At 48.3% G+C, this 23,118-nt stretch carries 20 protein-coding genes; 9 read left to right on the top strand and 11 right to left on the bottom strand.

What is annotated here, in order from left to right; translation table 11 throughout:
* Window positions 1–12: 12 nt before the first annotated feature.
* From DWX33_RS00740 to DWX33_RS00700, 9 genes are all read right to left on the bottom strand, one after another.
* Entirely contained in the window at window positions 13–1,974 is a 1,962-nt protein-coding gene (locus DWX33_RS00740) for a DUF3857 domain-containing protein (protein ID WP_057327682.1), read from the bottom strand.
* 2 nt (window positions 1,975–1,976) lie between these two features.
* The gene (locus tag DWX33_RS00735; RefSeq protein WP_048927315.1) at window positions 1,977–2,975 is read right to left on the bottom strand and encodes an AMP-binding protein; all 999 of its coding nucleotides are present in this window, start codon (window positions 2,973–2,975) and stop codon (window positions 1,977–1,979) included.
* Between the two features lie 3 nt (window positions 2,976–2,978).
* Complete coding sequence (locus tag DWX33_RS00730) at window positions 2,979–4,037, bottom strand: o-succinylbenzoate synthase (RefSeq protein ID WP_121961915.1); 1,059 nt, start codon at window positions 4,035–4,037, stop codon at window positions 2,979–2,981.
* A 23-nt stretch (window positions 4,038–4,060) separates the two neighbouring features.
* A complete protein-coding gene (menB, locus tag DWX33_RS00725) occupies window positions 4,061–4,885 on the bottom strand; it encodes a 1,4-dihydroxy-2-naphthoyl-CoA synthase (protein ID WP_005856861.1) in 825 nt (274 codons plus the stop codon).
* Window positions 4,886–4,888: 3 nt separating this feature from the next.
* The gene (menD, locus tag DWX33_RS00720) at window positions 4,889–6,577 is read right to left on the bottom strand and encodes a 2-succinyl-5-enolpyruvyl-6-hydroxy-3-cyclohexene-1-carboxylic-acid synthase (RefSeq protein ID WP_022192642.1); all 1,689 of its coding nucleotides are present in this window, start codon (window positions 6,575–6,577) and stop codon (window positions 4,889–4,891) included.
* A 14-nt stretch (window positions 6,578–6,591) separates the two neighbouring features.
* Entirely contained in the window at window positions 6,592–7,689 is a 1,098-nt protein-coding gene (locus DWX33_RS00715; RefSeq protein WP_048927312.1) for an isochorismate synthase, read from the bottom strand.
* Window positions 7,686–8,918, bottom strand: a complete 1,233-nt coding sequence (locus tag DWX33_RS00710; RefSeq protein WP_005862246.1) for a Cof-type HAD-IIB family hydrolase — start codon at window positions 8,916–8,918, stop codon at window positions 7,686–7,688. The genes DWX33_RS00715 and DWX33_RS00710 overlap by 4 nt, the downstream gene beginning before the upstream one ends.
* A gap of 260 nt (window positions 8,919–9,178) precedes the next feature.
* A complete protein-coding gene (locus tag DWX33_RS00705) occupies window positions 9,179–9,985 on the bottom strand; it encodes a Cof-type HAD-IIB family hydrolase (RefSeq protein ID WP_005862248.1) in 807 nt (268 codons plus the stop codon).
* Complete coding sequence (locus tag DWX33_RS00700; RefSeq protein ID WP_122379674.1) at window positions 9,975–11,897, bottom strand: AAA domain-containing protein; 1,923 nt, start codon at window positions 11,895–11,897, stop codon at window positions 9,975–9,977. Before DWX33_RS00700 ends, DWX33_RS00705 begins: the two co-directional genes overlap by 11 nt.
* A gap of 185 nt (window positions 11,898–12,082) precedes the next feature.
* Here DWX33_RS00700 and DWX33_RS00695 point away from each other — a divergent pair, with 185 nt between their 5' ends.
* From DWX33_RS00695 to guaD, 4 genes are read left to right on the top strand one after another with little or no spacing between them, the layout of a single operon-like run.
* Window positions 12,083–12,454, top strand: a complete 372-nt coding sequence (locus DWX33_RS00695) for an Hpt domain-containing protein (protein ID WP_005856873.1) — start codon at window positions 12,083–12,085, stop codon at window positions 12,452–12,454.
* 44 nt (window positions 12,455–12,498) lie between these two features.
* Complete coding sequence (locus DWX33_RS00690; protein WP_122379673.1) at window positions 12,499–13,791, top strand: serine dehydratase subunit alpha family protein; 1,293 nt, start codon at window positions 12,499–12,501, stop codon at window positions 13,789–13,791.
* A gap of 9 nt (window positions 13,792–13,800) precedes the next feature.
* Entirely contained in the window at window positions 13,801–14,703 is a 903-nt protein-coding gene (locus DWX33_RS00685; protein WP_008772138.1) for a cation diffusion facilitator family transporter, read from the top strand.
* 12 nt (window positions 14,704–14,715) lie between these two features.
* A complete protein-coding gene (gene guaD, locus DWX33_RS00680) occupies window positions 14,716–16,056 on the top strand; it encodes a guanine deaminase (RefSeq protein ID WP_122143804.1) in 1,341 nt (446 codons plus the stop codon).
* Here the strand turns inward: guaD and DWX33_RS00675 are convergent.
* Both DWX33_RS00675 and DWX33_RS00670 read right to left on the bottom strand, forming a co-directional pair.
* On the bottom strand, window positions 16,021–16,989 hold the full coding sequence (locus DWX33_RS00675; protein WP_122143805.1) for a 4Fe-4S binding protein: 969 nt from the start codon (window positions 16,987–16,989) through the stop codon (window positions 16,021–16,023). The genes guaD and DWX33_RS00675 overlap by 36 nt on opposite strands.
* A gap of 44 nt (window positions 16,990–17,033) precedes the next feature.
* Complete coding sequence (locus DWX33_RS00670; protein WP_005856883.1) at window positions 17,034–18,302, bottom strand: DUF5103 domain-containing protein; 1,269 nt, start codon at window positions 18,300–18,302, stop codon at window positions 17,034–17,036.
* A gap of 132 nt (window positions 18,303–18,434) precedes the next feature.
* Between DWX33_RS00670 and DWX33_RS00665 the strand changes: the two genes are divergently transcribed.
* The 5 genes from DWX33_RS00665 to nqrE are packed head-to-tail and all read left to right on the top strand — an operon-like array spanning window position 18,435 to window position 23,113.
* Window positions 18,435–19,781: a Na(+)-translocating NADH-quinone reductase subunit A gene (locus tag DWX33_RS00665; protein WP_008772142.1), complete on the top strand. Its 1,347-nt coding sequence runs from the start codon at window positions 18,435–18,437 to the stop codon at window positions 19,779–19,781.
* 23 nt (window positions 19,782–19,804) lie between these two features.
* Entirely contained in the window at window positions 19,805–21,007 is a 1,203-nt protein-coding gene (locus tag DWX33_RS00660) for an NADH:ubiquinone reductase (Na(+)-transporting) subunit B (protein ID WP_057327673.1), read from the top strand.
* A 13-nt stretch (window positions 21,008–21,020) separates the two neighbouring features.
* Window positions 21,021–21,833 carry an NADH:ubiquinone reductase (Na(+)-transporting) subunit C gene (nqrC, locus tag DWX33_RS00655; RefSeq protein WP_008779899.1) on the top strand — a complete coding sequence of 271 codons (813 nt, stop codon included), beginning with the start codon at window positions 21,021–21,023 and terminating at the stop codon, window positions 21,831–21,833.
* A 7-nt stretch (window positions 21,834–21,840) separates the two neighbouring features.
* Entirely contained in the window at window positions 21,841–22,470 is a 630-nt protein-coding gene (locus tag DWX33_RS00650) for an NADH:ubiquinone reductase (Na(+)-transporting) subunit D (RefSeq protein ID WP_005856891.1), read from the top strand.
* 25 nt (window positions 22,471–22,495) lie between these two features.
* Window positions 22,496–23,113: an NADH:ubiquinone reductase (Na(+)-transporting) subunit E gene (gene nqrE / locus DWX33_RS00645; protein WP_005856893.1), complete on the top strand. Its 618-nt coding sequence runs from the start codon at window positions 22,496–22,498 to the stop codon at window positions 23,111–23,113.
* Window positions 23,114–23,118 lie beyond the last annotated feature (5 nt).

Below are 23,118 nucleotides of genomic sequence, written 5' to 3'. Positions count from 1 at the left end.
GTCTTTCTGTTTTTATTTCTTGATAATCAAATAGTCACCATAACTCTTATAAGCGTTCACGGCGGAACGGAAACCTTTCCAGTCGGCTGCGTCGTAGACACGCTTCTTCAACGCTAGCTTCTGGCGCAAGACGATGTTCTGGTCGCCTTCCTGCGAAAGGGAACCTTCGAAATCGGCCGCATTGCTTTGCAGGGCGTCATTCTTCGGGGCGTTCAAGAGGGTATAGCCCTTGGGGAGGCGGATGGTCTCATCTTGTTCTACCAAACGGGAGCAAGCGTCCTTGAATCCATACGTACGGTTTTCCGGTTTCGTATCGATACGCAAGAAACTCTTCACTTGATTGTAGAGGTTATTCATGACTAGCGGCTTGATAAGCATCTGGTCTCCGGCGATGATCGCGTAATCGGGGATCTCATAAGAGAACGTGATCTTGATAGGGGTCGCTTGATAGTTCTTCGGGTCCTTACCGTAATCTACACGAAGCAGTTTGGCGTTGGGGGATACGGCCAGCAATTGCTTCTCCATCGTGTTCTGCCAGTCGGATTGCCATCCGGTGGTGAAGATGCGGCGGATATTGCTGTCGGATTGTCCCTCGGCGGTGATCGTGAATTGTCCGCGGAGCGTGCCTTTCTCGTCTAGGCGATTGTCAGCGTGGATGCGGACGTAGTGGTTCTCCGGGGCGGAGACAGGGGTTAAGCGGAGGTCGGAGCCTTCGGGCACACCCGGGAGGTAGTTCTGCTGTTGCTCGGCGCTACTCCATAATTCCCGGCAGAAAGGAACCCAAGTCGGATCGAGAGGCATATACGTACCGCTCGCCAGTTTTACCACCGCCACGCAATGGTTGAAATGGTCGGCGGGGATACTTTCTACACGGCTTCCCGCCATTGTCATCGCCGGGTAAGCCTCGAAGCCGGCCATGCGGAGGAAGGCGATCAACGTACCGGCGATATCCTTGCAGACACCGCAACGATCGGTATAATTCATTTTCAGGTTGTGAAGCGTGAAACCCTCGCCTTTACCCATCGAGATTCCGGAGTAACGGATGTTATCGGCCACCCAGTGGGTCAGCACGGCTATCTTCTCCATTTCCGTTTTCTTGCCTTTGATCAGCTCGTCTACCTTTTTCTGGGCTTCCGGGATCGCAGTAAAGCTTCCGTAATCCTCGTTAACCTTATTGAACCAAAGGGATTTATCCTCCCAGCGGGGAGTGCTGGACATCATGAGCTTCGGGGCAGCGTCGAATAGGTCTACCATGTTCGGTTCCTTGGCGAAAGGAAGGATATCGTCGGAGGCGAAGGTATATACTTTCCGTCCGTCCTCGTATCGCATCGAAGAGGTACATTCGCCTTGGTAGAACTGGAATTGCAACTCTTTCTCCATCGGCATGGATACCCGGTACACCTTGCGCACGGTAGGCTCGGTAGCCCAGAAGGGGACGATATCGTAAAACTGTCCTCGCATAGGAGGGATGAAACGCTCGTCGTCGTCACCCGCCGTCAGCAAGGCGTAGGTGAAACCTTTCTTGGCGATCTCGTACTCCACGATATCTCCCGGTTGCAAGCGGCCCACTTCCAGCATGATCTGCCGGGCGCCCCAGTAGATGGCACGTGCGGGGGCGGCGTAGTCGCAAGCTTGGGTTACGTCGAGATTGATCACGTCGCCGTTCGCACGGTAGATCGTGGCGTAACGAAACTCGGCGTGCGCCGTCAGCGGGTCGTAATCGTATTTGATGATACGGTTGGCGACGGCTCCTTTGGAAGTCTGTACCTTAAAAGCCTTGCATACGGCGAAAGCCCCCGAGCCGGTAGGTTGTACCGTTACGGCGGTGCTATCCAGCAAGGTGACGCAGTCGTATCCTGCATAGGCTTGCGATTTCTCCAAGGTAGGATCTTGCGGGTATCGGCAAGAATCCTGCCCGTACATAGGCGATAAGGCCAATAGGGAGACCGCGGTGATTGTTAGAATTCTTTTCATGTTTATAGTGTTTTTGTAATGATATTTCTCGCCAGCTCCCGGCAGGCGGCACGGTCGATCTTGCCGCTTCCGGTTTGGGGGATCTCGCTTACCTTTATGATGTGCCTCGGACGGAGGTACTTGGGCAGGCTGGCGAGAACCTCTGTTAGCATCTCACCTCGTAGGTTTGAGGCAAGCAGTAGCACGACCGCCTCTCCCAACCGAGGGTCGGGGGCGGCGGTGATGGCATAGGGGCGGTCGAGGTAGGGTCGTAGCCGCTCTTCCACCTCCTCGATCTGGATCTTGATACCTCCGCTATTGATGATATTATCTTTCCTTCCGATAATGGCGAAACTCCCGTCCGGCAGCAGGCGGGCGACATCGTTCGTCACCAGCCGCTCGTCGCAAACCAATGGGGCGTCTATCACCAAGGTATTGTCCGGTGACAAGGATAACGTCACCGAGGGGAAGGGATGGTAATAGGGCGAGGCTTCCGGCCCGTTCAGCCGGCGCAGGGCGATGTGGGACAGCGTCTCCGTCATTCCGTAGGTGGAATAAACCGTGTTTGGCATCTGCCGTATCTCCTGTTCCAAGGCCGCGTCGATCGCCCCGCCGCCGATAATCAGGATATCCGTTTGCTCCAGCCGCTTACGTTCCTCGGGTACTCGCAACGTATTGTAAACCTGCAAGGGGATCATGGCAACAAAGCGCAGGGGCGTATCCCCCCAATCCGCCAACGGGTGTCCGGAGGGTTCGCACACCTCCAGATCCAGTCCGGCGTATAGGGAGCGGACCACCATCATTTTTCCGGCTATATAGCGTAGGGGCATACATAACAAGGCCTTGTCGCCCTTCTTAAGCCCCAGATAATCGCAGGTAAGCCGGGCGCTGTTCAGCATCCGGTCCTTGCGTACTCGCATCCGCTTGGGCGTACCGGTGGAGCCAGAGGTCTGGACTTCCAGAAAAGGGGAGGGATCGTGCCATTCAGCTAAGAATGCCTGTAAATCTTCTTGTATCGGCATAGGTCAAAGGTCGTTGGTGAACCAGATGGTGTCTCCTTTTCGTTGGATCAACTTATGTTTATCGTCCTTGAAAATCTCGCCGGTTCCCAGACCTTGCGGTAGCGGGTTACCTAGCGTGGCGCACCATTGGGCGATAGCGTTCAGTCCGATTTGCGATTCCAGAGCGGAGGTGACCCACCATTTAGGTTGTTCAGGGGTACTCCCTAAGATAGTTTCCGCTAAGTGAACCCATTCCGTGCATCCGGCGATACCTCCGTGGAGGGAAGGCTTTAATATAATGTATTGGGGATGGATCGTTTCCAACAACCGCCGTTTCTCGTCCGGGGCGTTACAGCCGATCAGTTCCTCGTCGAGAGCGATGGGAAGGGGTGACTCTGCCGCAAGGCGTGCCATCTCTTCCAACTGCCCGGCACGGATAGGCTGCTCGATGGAATGCAAGTCCATCTCGGCGAGCCGCTTCAGTTTGTCCATCGCCTCCGAGGGGAGGAAAGCGCCGTTGGCATCTACCCGAAGCTCTATTTCCTTGGCAGAGAAATGCGCACGGATGTGTTTCAATAAAGAGAGTTCCCGGTCGAAATCGATAGCGCCGATCTTCAGCTTGACGCAGCGAAAGCCCTCCTTCATCTTTTCCTCTACCTGTTCCAGCATGTACTTATAATCGCCCATCCAGATCAGTCCGTTAATGGGGATACCCGCCTGCCCTCGCGAGAAGGGCGTGTCGTAATGCCGCCAACTACCCTGTTCATAATGACGCATGGCCATTTCCAATCCGAAAAGGATGGATGGGTAATGGCGCAAAGATTCGGTGTCAACATGCCCCTTCTGTTCCAGATCGAGGCAAGCCTTGGATAACGTGATCTCGTAATCCACTCCATAATCGCAACTGAGATCCGGCAGGGGGGCACATTCACCGATGCCAAAAGCCGAGGGTTCGTCTTCCTTGCGGATTCGGACCTCCCACAATTTCCGGGTCGTGTAAACACCCCGTGAGGTTCCTGCCGGTCGCTTGAAAGTCAAGCACCGGGGAACCACCTCTGTCTTATAAAACCTCTCCTTCACCATTCATTCTCAATTTTCAATTCCTTTTACGGGAACTTCGGATAATCCTCGAAGCGTGGACGGCGTTTCTCCAAGAATGCCTTGCCGCCTTCCTGCGCCTCGTCCGTCATATAGTAAAGCATGGTAGCGTCTCCGGCCAACTCCTGTATACCGGCCTGTCCGTCCAACTCGGCGTTTAAGCCCGCCTTGATCATGCGCAAAGCCAACGGGCTAAGCAACATCATCTCCTCGGCCCATTGAACGTACTCGTCCTCTAATTTATCCAAGGGGACTACCTTATTTACCAAACCCATATCCAAAGCCTCCTGCGCATTGTACTTGCGGCATAGGAACCAGATCTCACGGGCCTTTTTCTGTCCGACCACACGGGCGAGGTAAGAAGAGCCGAACCCGGCGTCGAAGCTACCCACACGAGGACCAGTCTGTCCGAAGATAGCGTTCTCGGAAGCGATCGTAAGGTCGCAAACCACGTGCAATACGTGTCCGCCGCCGATAGCGAAACCATTCACGGCCGCGATGACGGGTTTCGGGAGAGAGCGGATCTGCTTTTGTACGTCCAATACGTTCAAGCGAGGTACGCCGTCTTTACCCACGTAGCCGCCACGTCCTTTCACGTTCATATCGCCTCCCGCGCAAAAGGCCGTATCTCCGGCTCCTGTCAGAACGACTACGTTAATGTCCGGGCGTTCCCGGCAGATGTAAAAGGCGTCGCTCATCTCCGTGGTCGTAGTCGGGGTAAAAGCGTTGCGATACCGTTCCCGGTTGATCGTAATGCGGGCGATGCCGTTGTAGAAATCAAATAAGATCTCCTCATATTCCTTGATGGTTGTCCATTCTCTTTTCGTTTCCATATATTATATGTTTTGTGCTTGGGATGAATTTTTTAGTTGATGATAATATTCCTTGAGCAATCGTACGTCTTCCGCTTTGTCCGTGAAAACCTCCATGAATAGGGGATGTTCGCTCGGTTGCTCCGTTTGGGTAAAGGCGCTCATCGCCGCTGCCAACTCCTCGGCATTATGGACAGCGGAGTAGGAGAATCCCCTTTCCGTGGCCCATCCCTCCGCTGAGGTCTGGTGGGAGGCGGTAACGTAACGGTGCGTACGCTCGTTCATCTTGAATCCCGGCAAGGCTTGGAAGATCTCGCCACCTCCGTTGTTCAAGAGCAGGATGCGAAGGTTATTGTGCAAGTTACCGTTCCACAACGCATTCATATCATAGAAGAAACTAAGATCGCCTATAACGATAAAGTTTAGTTTTTGCGAGGCCGAGGCGTATCCGATGGCCGTAGACAAGGAGCCTTCGATCCCGCTCGTACCTCGGTTACAACAAACCTCAACCGTCTCGGGTACGGTGTACAATTGCGCGTAACGTACGGTGGAGCTATTCCCCAGATGCAAGGCCGATTCAGCCGGAAGCGAGCGTATCAAACCACCGATCGCCGCCATTTCGGAGTAAGCGAACTCCGGCTCCGGCAGGTTCCGGGATTTGTATTCCCAAGCCTTCGGATATTCAATCTGCCTATTCTCCAGCATATAAGCGATTTTCTCCAGAAACTCGAAAGGGTCCATCTCGATCACCGTGGTCAGGCTACCGAATAAATCCGCTACCTCTCCATCCAATGAGACATGCCAATGCTCCTTAGGCGGGTGTTTCCGCAAAAACTCTTTCAGCCGCTTGGAGACAATATGGCCGCCGTAGGTGATTACGAGCTCGGGAACTAGCTTCTCTTTTTCCTCCTCCGGGGTAGCGTACAGGATAGCGTCGAAATTCTTGATCGGTAATCCCGGTACGATACGGTTGCCGATGTGCTCGGAGAGCCAAGTGAAATGCTTGTATAGTAACTTGCATATTTTCTTCTCGAAGAGATAGATCAAGCTCATTTGTCCCGCTATCATCATCCGCTTGCTATATTTGTTCAAGCGCTCGATCAGGTCATCATATTTCCGGTCGTACACGTTCAAGCCTTGATAACGGGTGATTACCCGTACCTTCGGCAATTCGGGTGTCGTGAACTGAAATAAAGGCTCGGAGATCGGAACGTTGATATGCACCGGTCCTTTGCCGTGATGGTTCAGTTCCAACAACGCCTCGTTGATCAATCGATTGCAATACCATTCATCTTGATCCGTATGTATTTCCGGTAGCTGCACCGACTTCTTTACCAGCGAGCCGAACACCCCGGGTTGCGGCAAGGTCTGTCCGTCCATTTGCCCGATCCATGCGGCGGGGCGGTCGGCGGATATCACGACAAGCGGAACTTTCTGATAGAAAGCCTCCGCTACCGCCGGATGTATATTCAGCAAGGCCGTGCCCGAGGTACAGCAAACAGCCGCCGGCTTACCTCCGTGCAACGCTAGCCCTACGGCAAAGAATCCCGCGCTTCGTTCATCCGTCACGGAATGGCAATTGAAGAACGAATGGTTTGCCAATGTGTGCACAATCGGAGAGTTCCGGCTTCCCGGACATAGCACGATATTACTTACGCCGTGCTCTATCAGCAAGGCTACCAATTGAAGGATGTTCTTTTTATCGCTATACATTATATGATATAAAATTATAAATTACCCACTATTCTCCGCATCGTATCTAATTTATCCTCTGTCTCCTGCCACTCATCTTCTAGCTGCGAGGCCGCCAACAGACCGCCTCCGGCATACAGCGTAAAGGTTTGGGGGAGGATATTCATGCAACGGAGGTTTACGTACAGATCTGTTTTGCCTTTGGGATCCAGCCAACCGATGAAACCGGAGTAATAGCTACGATCGTACCCCTCATTCTCGATGATGAAATGATAAGCCTCCTCCTTGGGAAGACCGCAAACTGCTGGAGTAGGGTGTAATAGTTGAAGGACATCACCCAGCTTCTCGGGATTCGGCAAGGAGAAGAAGAAATCACTTTTCAAATGAGAAACCTCTCCGGCCCGGGCTGAATAAGGCCCCTTCTCCTCGGGAGTAATACCCAAGGTGGACAGCTGGCGGCGTATATAGGAGGCGACTAATTGCTGTTCTCTCCAATTCTTATGGTCCCAGCTTTTCGGTAATTTCCCGTCTCGTAAGGATTGGGTTCCGGCCAAAGCTACCGTTTGCCAGTCGCCTTTCTCGCCGGATAACAAGATTTCCGGTGTCCCACCCATCCAAGTTCCGGTTTCCGGGGTATGGCAAAGGTAGACATAGGAGCGGATATATCGTTCTTCCGCGGCGAAGAATGCCTTGCCGGGTGAGAAAGAGGGATCTTTCCAGATCGTTTTGCTACGGGATAGGACTAGTTTATCTTGGCTTCCTTTTAGCAAAGGGTTGGTAAACAGGGAGAAATGGTAAGCGTATCGTTCCTTCTCCTCGGATTCGGACGGGATTTCGATTTCATTCGAAGGGAATTCGTTTTTCTCTCGAGAGAAATCCCAATCGGATTCGGAGGGGATTTCAAAGCAATCCGGTTGGATTAAAACGATAGGTCGTTCCGCTGTCACCTGAAACGGAGCGATTACAAAACCGCTCCGTTCATTTAAGTCTTTTATGTCGTATAATAGGCAAGGAGAGCCGGCGCTTTGCATCCTGAAATGGAGCCTATCCTCACCGGGAATACGCCAAATAGCGAAACTCCGGCCTTGCTTGATCAACGTGTCTATTATTTCGTAAGAATCTCTTGGAATCATTTCTTCTTTAGTATACTATTGATTACCCGTACAGAGGAAACCAGTTTGTCGGTAGAGGTGAATATGTCTACGTTCCACACATGGGATGAACGGCCTTTGTGGATAATCGTCCCGACGGCACGTACCGTGTCTCCCTCGTGGGCGGACGACATATGGCTGCCGCTAACTTGCATGCCGACTACCATCTCGTCCGGTTTCGCCAGAATCATGGAACCTAGTCCGGCCACGGTCTCTGCCAGAGCCAGTGTAGCGCCTCCGTGCAAGATACCGAAAGGCTGGCGGGTCCGTTCGTCTACAGGCATGGTCGCTTCCACACGATCCTCTGACGCATAGGTATATTGAATGCCTAGATTACCCATTAAAGCATGTTTGGCCCGTGCGTTTAGTTGATCTAACGGAACCTCTGTGGGTTTGATCGTGGCAAGGATCGCTTTCTCGATCGCTACCGCCACACCTTCCATATTATTGGGTAAGGTCGTGAAATCGGCACAAGCCTTTACGGAATCGCGTGCGTTACCCATCGCCACGCCGGTACCGGCTAATTGAAGCATGGATACGTCGGCCACGCCATCACCAATAGCGACAACCTCTTCGGTCGTGATATTCAGCATCTCCATCAATACCGCCAACGTATTTCCCTTATTGATGAAATGAGGAGCTACCTCCAAGAAATAGTCCTCGGAGCGGAAAGCTTCCAATACCCCGTCCAGACGTTTCTTCCAATGATTTTCGAGACCCACTAGATTGTTCTCGTCATCGCTGGTAAGAATACACTTACAGGGTGCGAAATCCACCGCTTCCGGGAAATTCTCCACACCGATGATGCGCATCTTATTGAGTTCGGCCTCCTCTTGGACATGCTTGTTTTCCGGGCTATCGGTCAAGATATAGTCCTTGTGATACGTGAAGATAGCAAAACCGTTTTCCTTCGCCTTCCGGTTTAAATAAGGAATCATGGCCGGATCGATTCGTTTCTCGAACATCAATTCTCCGGTCTGGGCATTGATGATCTGACCTCCGTTATAAGATAATATGAAACCACCGTAATGATTCAATTCAAGGGCCTCCGCCAAGGGTTGAACCCCGTTGGTGGGTCGGCCGGATGCCAATACAACATGAACTCCCATCTGCTGAGCCTTTAACAAGGCGGCATGGGTCCGGGGAGTTATCTCTTTCTTGTCGTTAAGCAACGTCCCATCTACGTCTAAGACTAATAATTTGTACTTCATGGCGTCTTATTTTTATGGTTTAGAATACAAATATACATAAAATAGTTGATAGTTAGAAGACATTTCCATGAAAGGAATTTACGTATATCGGCGCAAGCTCACGACTATACTGGCGTAGCCCTACGGCACTACTGGTATAGGCGTATGCCGGTATAGGCATTGGCCTGTGTCGATACTGGTGTAAATGTCTCTGAAAAAACACGTACGTGTTCTCGCGAAAACATGTACATGTTTTTCGGAAAATACGTACGTGTTTTTTTTCAAAGCAATTCTTGGATGAAACGAGCCACTCCATCCTCATCGTTCGTGTATTGGGTGATGCGGTCGGCATTGGCCTTGACAGGGGGCTGGGCGTTGGCCATAGCGACTCCCAATCCGGCGAAACGGATCATGGATACATCGTTGAAACCATCGCCGATAGCGATCACTTCCTCCTGTTTTATCCGGGTTCGCTCTAGTAAGCGGGATAATGAGGCGGCTTTGTCGATGCCTTTGGGGACAAGCTCCAGATAGAATGCCTCGGAACGATATACGTTGATACGTTTCCCTAATTCTTGGCGGAGCTTCTCTTCCAACGGTACCAACATCTCCGGTTCGCCTACCACCAAGCATTTATCGGCTGGCTGATGCAAATCCCGCAGAAAATCGTCGGTAGCCTTGATCTTCATTTTGGTTAAGAAAGATTCGTATTGTACGTATTTATTTTCCGGATGCTCGCTTAAGATATATTTACCGTTGTAGGAAAGGATAGCCAGTCCCGCTTCTTTGGAGCGGTTGTATAAAACAGGTACGATATCGGGTGGCAAAGCCTGTTCGAAAAGTACTTTGTCTGTCATCAAGTCGATCACCTTACCGCCGTTGAAGGAAAGGATAAAACCACCATATTGCTTTATGTTCAGTTCCTCGGCTAAAGGCACGATACCGTAGGTGGGCCGGCCGGAGGCTAAGACCAGATGCAATCCTTTTTCCTGCGCTTGCAGAAGGGTTTCCCTCGTAAACGGGGTGATCTCTTTTTTACTGTTTGTCAGTGTACCGTCTAAATCCAGTACCAATAATTTATAGTTCATGCTCTTGTTTCGTGTTGATCGTGATTATTTTACCTCTTTGGGAGATATAATTATAGAGTTCTTTATAAAATGCGTGCCGGGTAAGGGTGGAAGCGTCTCCCAAGATCATCAGTTTCATACGGGCACGGGTGATCGCTACGTTCATGCGCCGCAAGTCGTTCAAGAAACCGATCTTTCCATCCTCGTTGGCCCTTACCAAACTGATCAAGATGACATCGCGTTCTTGCCCTTGGAAACCGTCAACGGTATGTACGGTGATCAGTCTGCGTAAAGGCTTGAAGAAAGCGTCTTGTTTGATCAATTTACGGATGTATTGTACCTGCGCCTTATAAGGGGAGATCAATCCGAAGTCGATATTCTCTTCCAGCACTCTCTCCTTGGATATTTTCTGTATATAGGAGCGTAATTGTTCCACGAGCAATTCCGCCTCTTGCCTGTTGACACGGCTCATGGTCTCTTCTCTCGTATTTTCCGTGAAATCGCACTCGGACGTATCGAACCATACGATGGGAGTGTCCAGTCGCAAAATTCCCCGCCCACTTACCTCGGGAGCGGATTCGAGTTCGTTATGATAGAACCATTGGGAGGAGAAGCGCATGATATCCTCGTGCATACGATATTGGACCTTCAAGAGAGAGACCGTTTCCGGTTTCGCATGGGCTATCTTTTGCATCAAGGTACGTCCTAAGCCTTCTCGTTCCGCTTCTATACATTTAATAGTAGGGGGCAATTGGTGATGATCGCCCGCTAGTATGACCCGGTCCGCCTTGCCGATCGCTATCCAGCAAGCGGCTTCCAAGGCTTGGGCGGCCTCGTCGATAAATAAGGTCGTGAAGTGCCGGTTCATCATGACCCGGTTTGCGGAGCCAACCAAGGTGCAAGCGACAACACGAGCCTCGTCGAACAGCTCTGTATCGATCTTGACTTCCAGTTCGGTCGCCCGGAATTTCAAACGGGAGAGGCGGTTTCGGATCGTATCCCGTTCCTCCCGGCTTTTCTTTCGCATATTGGATTGTATATCCCGTACCGCTTTTCGGATGCTCCATAACTCGGGATAATCCGGATGCGATTCGAAACGGCGTTCATATGTGAAAGAGAGCATCTTGTCATTGATACGAGTGGGGTTCCCGATGCGCAGGACGTTAATGCCTCTATCTACCAGTTTCTCCGAGATGCAGTCTACGGCGGTATTACTTTGGGCGCAAACGATCACTTGATTCTCCCGGTGAAGGGTCTCGTAAATGGCTTCCACCAAGGTGGTTGTTTTCCCGGTTCCGGGAGGGCCGTGTACGATAGATACTTGTTTCGCTCCCAATACCTTGTTTACGGCTTCTTCCTGCGAGCGGTTCAACCAAGGGAAGCGGATCGGGAATAATTCACGCTGTCCCGGTTTTTCCTGCCCCAGCAATACGTCCCTAAGATGGGAGAGTTGGTTGTTTTTTGCCCGCATCACGTCCGAGAGAGCGGAAAACATCGTTTTATAGCTGGTCTCGTCGAAGTAGAGTTGCACGCCGAGATCATTGCTTTTTCCTTGTATATCCATCAAGGCGGAAGGAGTGGGGAGAACTACCACCATCCTGTCCTCTTGCACGTAGCTGATCGTGGCGGAGAAATCCAGATACTTAAATTTACCACTGATATCTGCCGTAAAGAAGCAAACCGGGCGCCCGTACTCAAAATTATGCTCGATCTCCCGGTCTTCTGTCCTTTCGATCTCGATCACCAATTGGTTTAAGGAGTTATAATAACTGCGTCCCGGAGTGACCGGATACCAACAGAGGCCCTGCGCCACTCGTTTTCGCAAACCCGTACGCTCGGATTGCTGTCGGTATGTTTCCTTCTCATATTCATATTCTTTCTGCAGGAGATCATATTGATGTTGCAAATCTACAAGCGGCGATGAAATTCCCATTCCTTTTTCAATTCTATTAATCGGATAAATACAGCCCGGGCGTTCTAGGTCCCGAAGTAGGCGACAAAAGTACTAAAATTATCGTTCCGTACCCAAGTTGCGGTAAGTAAAGAAAAAGAATACCGCTAACGTTGGTAGTGTCTATAAAATTCCTAATTTTGTACGAAAACTAATATCATAAAAAAATGAATGAGAACGATGCTTTTTATAACGCATTAATAGATGTAGCTGCTTGGGATAAAGAGAATACCTTAGATCGTTTTATGAATAGTGATAGCCTCTTCAAAAAGTTTCTATATAAATTTATTACTACAGACGGTTCGTATGTGAAATTACGGAGCTCTTTAGTAGAGCGGGATTTGGAGAATGCCAAGCTATATTCGCATACCTTGAAAGGGATAGCCGCTAATTTAGGTCTGGTAAATCTATTCGATGTATCGAATAATATACTATCGCTGTTGAGAGAAGGGAATCTGGAAGAAGCGTTGCGTTATGAAGATGCATTGGGAAAACAATACGATGCCTTGCGAGATATCGTTGTTGAGTTTTGTTCTTAATCTATTGTATATTAACTATCTAATTCTAAATAAAGACTATCAGTATGGATACTATCATAAAAACTCAAATTATAGATTTGATTCACAGGGAGGTAATCCCTGCTATCGGATGTACGGAACCTATTGCCGTGGCTTTGGCGGCCGCAAAAGCGGCGGAAGTGCTGGGGCGTAAGCCAGAGAAGATAGAGGTTTATCTGAGCGCCAATATCCTGAAGAATGCCATGGGAGTAGGAATCCCGGGGACTGGCATGGTGGGGTTGCCTATCGCTATCGCTTTGGGATCGATCATCGGTAAGTCCGCTTATGGGCTAGAGGTGCTGAAAGACTTGACTCCGGAGGGATTGAAAGAAGGTAAGGAAATGGTCTGCAAGAAATGTATCGGTATAGATCTGAAAGAGAATGTAGATAAACTTTATATCGAAATTATAAGTTCTGCAGGGAACGATCGTTCAAGGGTGATCATTTGCCATGAGCATACCCATATAATATATGTAGAGAAAAACGGGGAGGTATTGACTGATTTACGTACGGCAAACGCTTCTGGCGAGGAAGTATGTGAGAATAAGGATTTACGTCTTTCCTTCTCTATGGTCTATGAGTTTGCCATGGAAATGCCATTGGATGAGATTCGTTTTATTTTAGAAACGGCCGAGTTGAATAAGAAAGCCGCCCAAGCTTCCATGAAAGGCAATTACGGACATACCGTAAGCAAGACAGTCTCGGGTGCTTTCGGCCGTAAGTTCATGGGAGATTCCGCTTATACGCATATGTTGATCATGACTTCCGCCGCTTGCGACGCTCGCATGGACGGCGCTATGATCCCGGTGATGAGTAATTCGGGAAGCGGTAATCAAGGAATCGCCGCTACGCTTCCGGTTCTTTCTTTCGCGGAGGATATCCAATGCTCGGAAGAGCAACTGATCCGTGCGTTGATGTTAAGCCATTTGATGGTGATCTATATCAAGCAAAGTCTGGGACGTTTGTCCGCCCTTTGCGGTTGTGTGGTTGCCGCTACGGGAGCGAGTTGCGCTATCGCCTATTTGATGGGAGGAAATAAGGCGCGGATTTCTTATGCGATCAAGAATATGATCGGTAATATTACCGGAATGATCTGTGACGGTGCCAAGCCGAGTTGCGCGATGAAAGTATCTAGTGGCGTGTCTACGGCGATGCTTTCCGCTTTGATGGCCATGGAGGATAAGGTGGTGACTTCCGTGGAAGGTATCATCGATGAGGATGTGGATAAATCGATCGCGAACTTGACCGCTATCGGTTCTAAAGGAATGGAGGCGACGGATCGTCTGGTGCTGGACATCATGACCGGTAAATCTTGTTAATGGGATTCTATGGAGGAGGCACCAAAGGCGAGGAAAAAAGAGATTATGCGAGTGACACTTTTAGGGTCATTCGCTAATTTTGTTTTATTGGTATTCAAGTTCGTGGCGGGTATCTGGGGACATAGTAGCGCTATGATCGCCGATGCGGTGCATTCGTTATCTGATTTCGTAACGGATATAATCGTCCTTCTTTTTGTCAATATATCTTCCAAGCCAAAGGACGAGAGCCATGATTACGGGCATGGTAAATACGAGACTTTGGCGACTTCAATTGTTGGTATCGTCTTGCTTTGTGTAGGTTTTGGCCTTTTCTGGGAGGGAGCGAACAAGATTTATGACTTTTATTTCAAGGGGATTCCGTTGGAAAGTCCGGGAATGATCGCTTTAGTTGCCGCTCTTATCTCCATTGTGATCAAGGAATTACTGTATCATATTACGGTTTGGGTAGGAAGGAAGCAGAATAGTCAAGTCGTTATCGCTAACGCTTGGCATCATCGCTCGGATGCCTTTTCCTCGATCGGTACGGCTTTAGGTATCGGAGGGGCGATTTTGTTGGGGGATAATTGGCGTGTGCTGGACCCGTTGGCGGCTGTGATTGTCAGTTTGTTTATCGTAAAAGTAGCCTTGCAGCTGGTGATCCCCGCAATCAATGACTTATTGGAGAAATCTTTGCCGAAGGAGGTGGAGGATGAGATCTTGGCGATCATTAGTGAGGTTCCCGAGGTAAAGAGCCCGCATAATCTACGTACCCGCCGCATCGGTAATAATTTTGCTATCGAGGCGCATATACGGGTGAACGGACAGATAACCGTGACTCGTGCCCATGACTTGACGAAAGAGATTGAACAGAATCTGCGTGATAAGTTCGGTCAGGCTACGCACATCGCTTTGCACGTGGAACCAATTAAATAAACGAATTGTTATTTGACCATGATGAAGAACTTATATAGGGGAGAAGTGTTCTATTTGATCGCTTCCCCGCTGGATCATGTGGAGGCTTACCGCTATTTTGAGGATGGGGGACTGGCTGTTGTTGATGGAAAGATTGTAGAGGCGGGGCCGTTCGAGGCGATGCGTTCCCGTTACCCGGATTTCCCGGTGACAGACTATTCCGGTAAATTGATTACACCCGGCTTTATTGATTCCCATATCCATTTCTCCCAGTCGGAGATACAGGGAATGTATGGCAAGCAACTTCTGGATTGGCTGGACGAATATACGTTTCCCGCCGAGGAAGCTTTCTCTTCCATGGAATATGCACAAGATATCGCTCGCTTTTTCGTGAAGGAACTGGTGAAGAACGGAACTACGACTTGTGCCGCTTATGCCACGGTTCATCCTGCTTCCGTAACCGCATTATTTTCCGTGGCTACGGAGTATAATATGTGTATCTTGGCTGGAAAGGTGATGATGAACCGGAACGCTCCGGATTATCTGATGGATACCACGCATCAGGGTGAGTTGGACTGCCGTAGCTTAATCGAGGATTGGGACGGGAAAGGACGGAATCACTATGTGATCACGCCCCGTTTCGCCATAACCAGTACGCCGGATCAATTAAAGTCTGCCGGTCGTTTACATGCCGAATATCCCAGTACCTATATACAGACACATCTTTCGGAGAATCTGGGAGAGATTGAATCTGTCTTATCGCTCTGTCCCGGTCATGCGGATTATCTGGAGGTCTATGAGCGTGCCGGATTGTTGACCGATCGTTCGATATTCGGGCATTGTGTCCATCTAACCGATCGGGAATATAAGCGGTTGGGAGAAACGGGAGGCATTATCGCCCATTGCCCGACCTCGAACCTTTTCCTTGGAAGCGGATTATTCGATATGAGGGAAGCGAACCGTTACGGCGTACGTACTACCTTGGCGACAGATGTCGGTGCGGGTACATCTTTCTCTATGTGGCGTACGATGGGAGAGGCTTATAAGGTACAACAGTTGAACGGTTATCCGATGACAGCTTTGGAGGCTATCTATAAATGTACGCTAGGCTCTGCACGGGCCTTATCGTTGGATGACCGAATCGGAAGTTTCCTCCCTGGCCGTGAAGCGGATTTCATAGTCGTGGATTATGCCGCTACCTCTGTCCAGAAATTGCGTATGGAGTATCTTCGTTCGAGAGATAAATGGACGATCGAGAATAAGCTGTTTGGCCTACAAACCCTCGGCGATGACCGGAATATGGTATGTACTTATATAATGGGCAAGCAAGTATACGGCTCAGATCCGTGCGATCATCAAGAAGCAAGTATGTAATACGACCGTTACGACGATCCATAGACGTTCGGCAGTAGCCGGGCGTAATCCCGGGAAATGATATTCTATAGCCCCGTGCTTGCAAGCGGAAAGACAATCTCCGCAATAGGTACAGGTGTAACCGATCTTCCCCTTCTTGATCTCTTCTTTATGCAGGGCATCATACCGGCAAATGTTTGTGCAAGCCATGCAATGGCAACAATCCGTGGTCAGTCGTACCCGGAAAGGAGAGAGGTACTTGAGGAAAGACACCAAAGCTCCGATTGGGCAATAGCTACTGCAATGTACCATCTTCCGTCTCTTTCTGGAAAACAATAGCATGACAAGTAGCCCGATAACTCCGACCGCTATTCCAAAAGCGGTGGCTATCTTGCCGCTCGCTCCGAATATCCGTAGCAAGATGGCTCCCAGCATGACCAGAAATAATACGCTGTATCGCATTTGCTTGTGGTAGGGGAACCTTTTTCGTTCCAATTTTCCCCGGGCACTCCATGCGTCGAATGCCCCGAAGTAACAAAGCTGGCTACACCAAGCGGGACCGGATAGTAATAAGGTGCTGATAAAAAGTATGGGCATGAATAATCCATCAAAGCGATAAAGCGGTCCGGCCAAGATTACCGCAGGGATCGGTAAATGCAGTTTCCCGGTCATAAGGAAAATGGGATCGGCAAAAATCCCTAGAGCAAGTTGCCCGAAAAAAACGATCGAGAATAACAACCACGCTCGTTTTCTCCATTTGGGACGTTCTTGCCGATCTTGCATCTTATAGCAGAGCCAACCACCGTATAGCATGGCAAGTATCACTTGTATCCATCCTCCATACGGAAATAACCTTTCGCCTATCAACAGTGGATTTTTAGGCATGACTTGAACGATCGAGAGAAGTCCCCCGACTAATAATACGGTACTGATAACAATACGTCTCGTTTTCATGCTCAATTATTTTATGCGTAAAAGTATGCCTTTTACGCGAATAATTATAGCACGGGCATTGTATTTCTGATACTAGTTACACCGATTAAACGATCATACCGTGCTCCCATTGGACAATAGTAGACGTAAATGCTATATTCGTTCTCCGTCTGGAAGAAATTACCCTCGATAGGGCCGGTCTGTCCTACGGTCTGTCCGTTAGGGACAAAGAGGTACTGATAGTTGTAACTGCCTTGTTTCAGTAAGACGGATTTCTCGTATTGATGCGTCTCCGGATTATAGCCCATCTTACTTTTCTCGTCCAATACATTATTATATAATTCACCGTTCAAATACACGTTTCCATCGGGAATTAAGTCCATGGCGAGGGTAAAGTGAACGATGTAATAGTCCGCTTCCGTATCCGGGTCGTTACAATTACTGCAACGGATGAAAAAACGGCCGTCTTGGTCTTGATCGTATTGATACGATAATTGGTCACGCCGATAGTCCGTCATCAACTCTACATGGTAATATGGATTATGGAACGAGATACTTTCTACGTGCATGCCATTGTATTTGTTGCTCAAAAATTCCATACGGCGATATTCGTTTCCTGCGGGAAAGATCAAGTTTTGATTGTTCGTATAAGAGATCTGGTTTTCTAAAATAGTCATAGGCTGAAGACCTGTTACGGCATTATCCCTGCGGTTATTCTGATAAACCCAGATTTTCAAGTCGGTCTGAGGATAGGTGATGGGGAAATTCTTGTTATTGATCGCAAAGCTGACTTGTTGGTGTGACTGATTGGTATCGATATCCGTATTTCCGCTCACCGTAGCGGCGACACTAACCATCGGCTCGAAAATAGAAAAGCAAGCGGTAAATACGATCTGGGAGGGATCATCCTCGTTATATACTTGCAAGGCATAATTCCCCGAGACCTTCGGTTGAACGTCATCGTTTGGGAAAAGTAATCGGTAGTTGGTGTATTGCACCGTAGTACCCATCGCATTGGCGAAATCCTCGATCGTGCTCCCTTGGAAACCATTCATATACTCAATCGGGGAAAGATTCGATTGCGTCCAATCGGCGTTGCAATGAACCAGATTATAGGCGTATCGCCCGAAGCCCGGATTAAAAGCATCGAAATTAACTTCGATACGGTTTTCACCGCCCAGTTCAATGAATGGATCGGAGAACATCTCGCCGGCAACCTTCACTTGGAGGGTCTTTATTTGCTTATCGCTAACGTTGGTGAAGTAAGTCACTTGAGCGTTCAACGGTACTAAAACCGTGATAAGCAGCAGAAATAGGATTTTAAAAACTTTCATTTTCTTATTACTTTCTTTAACGACGCAAAATTATGGAATTATTTCTCTATTTATTTGCCTTTCCCTGCTCTAAAGCATGAAAAAATGTTTACTTTTGCAGGAAAATTACATATAAACAATTTTAGTTGTATCATGGCAAATGTGATTAAGATTAAAAAGGGTTTAGACATTAATCTGAAGGGCAAAGCTTCGGATGTACTGTTAAACGGCGGCAAGAGCGAGTCTTACGCGATCGTCCCCGATTATTATAACGGTATTCTCCCCAAAGTTGTTGCGAAAGTAGGAGAAAAAGTCAAAGCCGGTTCTGTACTGATGATTGACAAGAACCGCCCCGAGATCAAGTTTGTTTCGCCGGTCAGTGGCGAGGTAACTGCCGTAAACCGAGGAGAGAAGCGTAAGGTGCTAAGCATCGTTGTGAAGCCGGATGCGCAGATCGAGTATGAGGAGTTCGGTAAGAAGAACGTAGCATCCCTACAGGGAGCAGAGGTGAAAGAGGTACTTCTGAACGCTGGTATGTGGCCGTTTATCAAGCAACGCCCATACGATATCGTTGCCGCTCCATTGGATACTCCGCGTGATATCTTCGTTTCGGCTTTTTACTCCGCTCCGTTGGCTCCAAACTTCGATTTTATCGTAAAAGGTCAGGAGGCTGATTTCCAGACTGGATTAAACGCCCTAGCTAAATTAACGAATGGAAAAGTGTATGTGGGTGTAAGAAGTGGTTCTGTTGTGAGCGGAATGAAAGGTGTGGAGATCGTGGAAGTAGAAGGTCCGCATCCCGCAGCGAACGTTGGCGTGCAGATCAATCATATCAAGCCCGTTAACAAGGGTGAGGTAGTTTGGACGGTTAATCCGGCGGATGTGATCGTTATCGGACGCTTGTTTAACAAGGGTGTCGCCGATTTCAGCCGTATGGTTGCTATTACCGGTTCCGAGACTACCGAGAGAGGCTACGTTAAAACGATTTCAGGTTGTACGATTAAGAGCTTGGTTAACGGTAAAGTGTTAGGACAGGAACATATCCGTATTATCAGCGGTAATGTTTTGACAGGTACCAAGGTGAATATGGATGGTTACCTAGGCGCTTATGATAACCAGATCACCGTGATTCCGGAAGGTGATGAGACGCATGAGTTCTTAGGTTTCGCTATGCCTCGTTTCAACCAGTTCAGCGCTAGCCATAGTTACTTTAGCTGGTTAGGTACTAGCAAGGAATATGTGATCGACGCCCGTATCAAAGGTGGTAAACGTGCCATGATCATGTCTAATGAATACGATAAGGTGTTTCCGATGGACATCTATCCGGAGTATTTGTTGAAAGCGATCATTGCGTTCGATATCGACAAGATGGAGAACTTAGGTATCTATGAGGTGGCTCCCGAGGACTTCGCTCTTTGCGAGTTCGTGGACACTTCCAAGATCGAGTTGCAAAAGATCGTTCGCGACGGATTGAACCTGTTGTATAAGGAAATGAATTAATAACATAAAAAACTTATAATACATTGAAAGCGTTAAGGAATTATCTCGACAAGATTAAGCCTAACTTTGAGGAAGGCGGAAAGCTGGCGATGTTCCGTTCTGTTTTTGACGGTTTCGAAACATTCTTATTTGTTCCGAACGAGACCTCTAAAACGGGCGTACATATTCATGACTGTATTGATTCAAAGCGTGCCATGACCGTGGTTATCATCGCTTTGTTGCCTGCTTTGCTTTTTGGTATGTATAATGTCGGTTATCAGCACAATTTAGCTGTGGGGGCTGAGCCGGGATTTTTGATGACTTTTATTTTTGGATTTTTGGCGGTATTGCCTAAGATCATTGTTTCGTATGTGGTAGGTTTGGGTATAGAGTTCGCTGTCGCCCAAGTGAAGAAGGAAGAGATTCAAGAAGGATTCTTGGTTTCCGGTATCTTGATTCCGATGATCGTTCCGGTCGATACTCCGTTATGGATGATCGCCGTAGCTACTGCTTTCGCTGTTATTTTCGCGAAAGAGGTATTTGGTGGTACGGGATATAATATATTTAATGTAGCATTGGTTACACGTGCGTTCTTATTCTTCGCTTACCCGGCAGCAATGTCTGGTGATCAAGTGTTCGTTCGTACGGCTGATACGTTTGGTATTGGGGCTGGCCAAGTGGTTGACGGCTTTTCCGGAGCTACTCCGCTGGGACAAGTCGCTATCGCTGGTAAGGAGATGATCGGTTCTTTCCAAGCTGTTGACGTATTAGGCAACCCGATCTCTACTTGGGACGCATTTATTGGTTTGATCCCGGGCTCTATCGGTGAGACTTCCGTATTGGCTATTTTGATCGGTGCGGTTATCTTGTTGGTTACGGGTATCGCAAGTTGGAAGACAATGGTTTCCGTGTTCGTGGGTGGTGCTTTCATGTCATTGATCTTTAATATGGTCGGTACAACGGTCGCTATGTGCGTATCTCCGCTGGATCACTTGTTCTTAGGTGGTTTCGCTTTTGGTGCCGTGTTCATGGCTACAGACCCTGTGACTTCCGCTCGTACGGAGACAGGTAAATACATCTATGGTTTCCTTGTAGGTGCTATGGCCATTATTATTCGTGCGTTGAACCCGGGTTATCCAGAGGGTATGATGCTCGCTATCCTGTTGATGAACGTGTTCGCTCCGCTGATCGACTATTACGTTGTGGAAGCTAATATCTCTCGCAGATTGAAACGTGTAATAAAATAAAGTAAGAAGGAATATGGCTAAATATAAATGTAAGGTATGTGGCTATGTCCACGAGGGAAATAAGGCTCCTGACACTTGCCCGGTATGTTCCGCTCCTGCTTCCGAATTTGAGGAAATCAAGGAGGAGGGCGCCGCTAAGAAAGGCATAAACCGGGATAGCAATGTTTATACGGTTGTTTATGCGGCTGTGATGGTTGTGCTAGTGGCTGTCGTATTGGCGTTTACTTCACAATCATTGAGAAGTTTTCAGAAACAGAACGAGGATAACGATAAGAGACAACAAATTCTGCGTTCTATCAACGTAAATGTTTCTTCTTCTGAGGCTGAGACCAAGTACAACGAGTTGATCAAGGAAGCTTTCTTGGTAAATGAGAATGGTGAGAAGGTTGAAGGCGACGCTTTCGCTACGGATGTAGTTAAGGCTGCCGCTGAGCATCAATATCCGGTTTTCGTCGCAAATGTAGATGGTCAACCGAAATATATCATGGCTTTGCATGGAGCAGGTCTTTGGGGTCCGTTATGGGGTTATATCTCTGTAGATAGTGATAAGAATACTATTTATGGTGCTGACTTCAGCCACCAAGGTGAAACTCCGGGTCTGGGAGCAGAGATCTCTAAACCGGTGTTCAGCAATGAGTTCAAAGGTAAGAAGATCTTCATGAGTGGAGAATTCAAGTCTGTCGCTGTTGTTAAGCCGGGTAAGAGCGTAGCGGGACAGGATTATGTAGACGGTATCTCAGGTGGTACAATTACCAGTAAAGGTGTGGATGAAATGTTATTCAACAGCTTGAGCGGTTATGTTAAATTTTTGACCTCACAAAATTAAGTAGAAGATGGGATTATTATCTGAAAAGAATAAAGAAGTTCTGTTAGGCCCGTTGAGCGCTAACAACCCGGTTGTCGTTCAGATGTTGGGTATTTGTTCTGCGTTGGCTGTAACATCAAAACTTGAGCCGGCCATCGTGATGGGTATCTCGGTGACGGCTGTCGTGGCTTTCGCTAACGTGATCATTTCATTGATGCGTAATACGATTCCGAACCGTATCCGTATTATCGTGCAATTGGTGGTAGTTGCCGCTTTGGTGACAATCGTTAGTGAGGTGTTGAAAGCTTTTGCTTATGACGTAAACAAACAGCTTTCCGTATTTGTCGGTTTGATCATTACGAACTGTATCTTGATGGGACGTCTGGAAGCGTTCGCCTTGGGTAACGGCCCATGGGAATCGTTCTTGGATGGCATAGGTAACGGTCTGGGATATGCGATTATTCTTATTATCGTAGGTTTCTTCCGTGAATTGCTGGGATCTGGTACCTTATTGGGTTTCCAAGTGATTCCGCAGGCATTCTATGATCTGGGTTACGTGAACAATGGTTTGATGATCTTGCCTCCGATGGCGTTGATCGTGATCGCTGTTATTATTTGGGTTCATCGTGCTAAGAACAAGGAACTTCAAGAAAATTAATGTTAACGATTAAACGAATAATAGAATGGAACAATTATTAAGCACATTCGTCCGCTCGATCTTCGTTGACAACATGATCTTCGCATACTATTTGGGTATGTGCTCTTTCGTGGCTGTCTCAAAGAACGTGAAGACCGCTTTAGGATTAGGTATAGCAGTGACATTCGTACTTTTCTGTACGTTGCCGATTAACTATATGCTTGAGAATTATGTATTGAAAGAAGGTGCGTTAAGTTGGTTAGGCCCGGAATATGCGGAGGTGAACCTTAGCTTCTTGGCGTTTATTATCTTTATCGCCGTTATCGCTTCTTTCGTGCAGTTGGTCGAGATGGTAGTCGAGAAATTCTCTCCGTCTTTGTATGCTTCCCTTGGTATCTTTTTGCCGCTGATCGCTGTAAACTGCGCTATCTTGGGTGGTTCTCTGTTTATGCAACAAAAAGCGTTCCCTAATGTAGGTGTCGCCACTGTTTATGGTTTAGGATCTGGTATCGGTTGGTTGCTGGCTATCGTAGGTATGGCGGCTATCCGTGAGAAATTGTCATATTCAAATGTCCCCAATGCTTTGAAAGGTTTGGGTATTACTTTCATCATCACGGGTTTGATGGGTATGGCATTCATGTGTTTCTCTGGTCTGAAGATTTAAGTATT

The sequence above is a fragment of the Parabacteroides sp. AF19-14 genome, assembly GCF_003635485.1.
Lineage (GTDB): Bacteria > Bacteroidota > Bacteroidia > Bacteroidales > Tannerellaceae > Parabacteroides > Parabacteroides distasonis.
The sequence above is the reverse complement of the archived record's forward strand: the minus strand, read 5'-3'. Positions and strand labels throughout refer to the sequence as shown.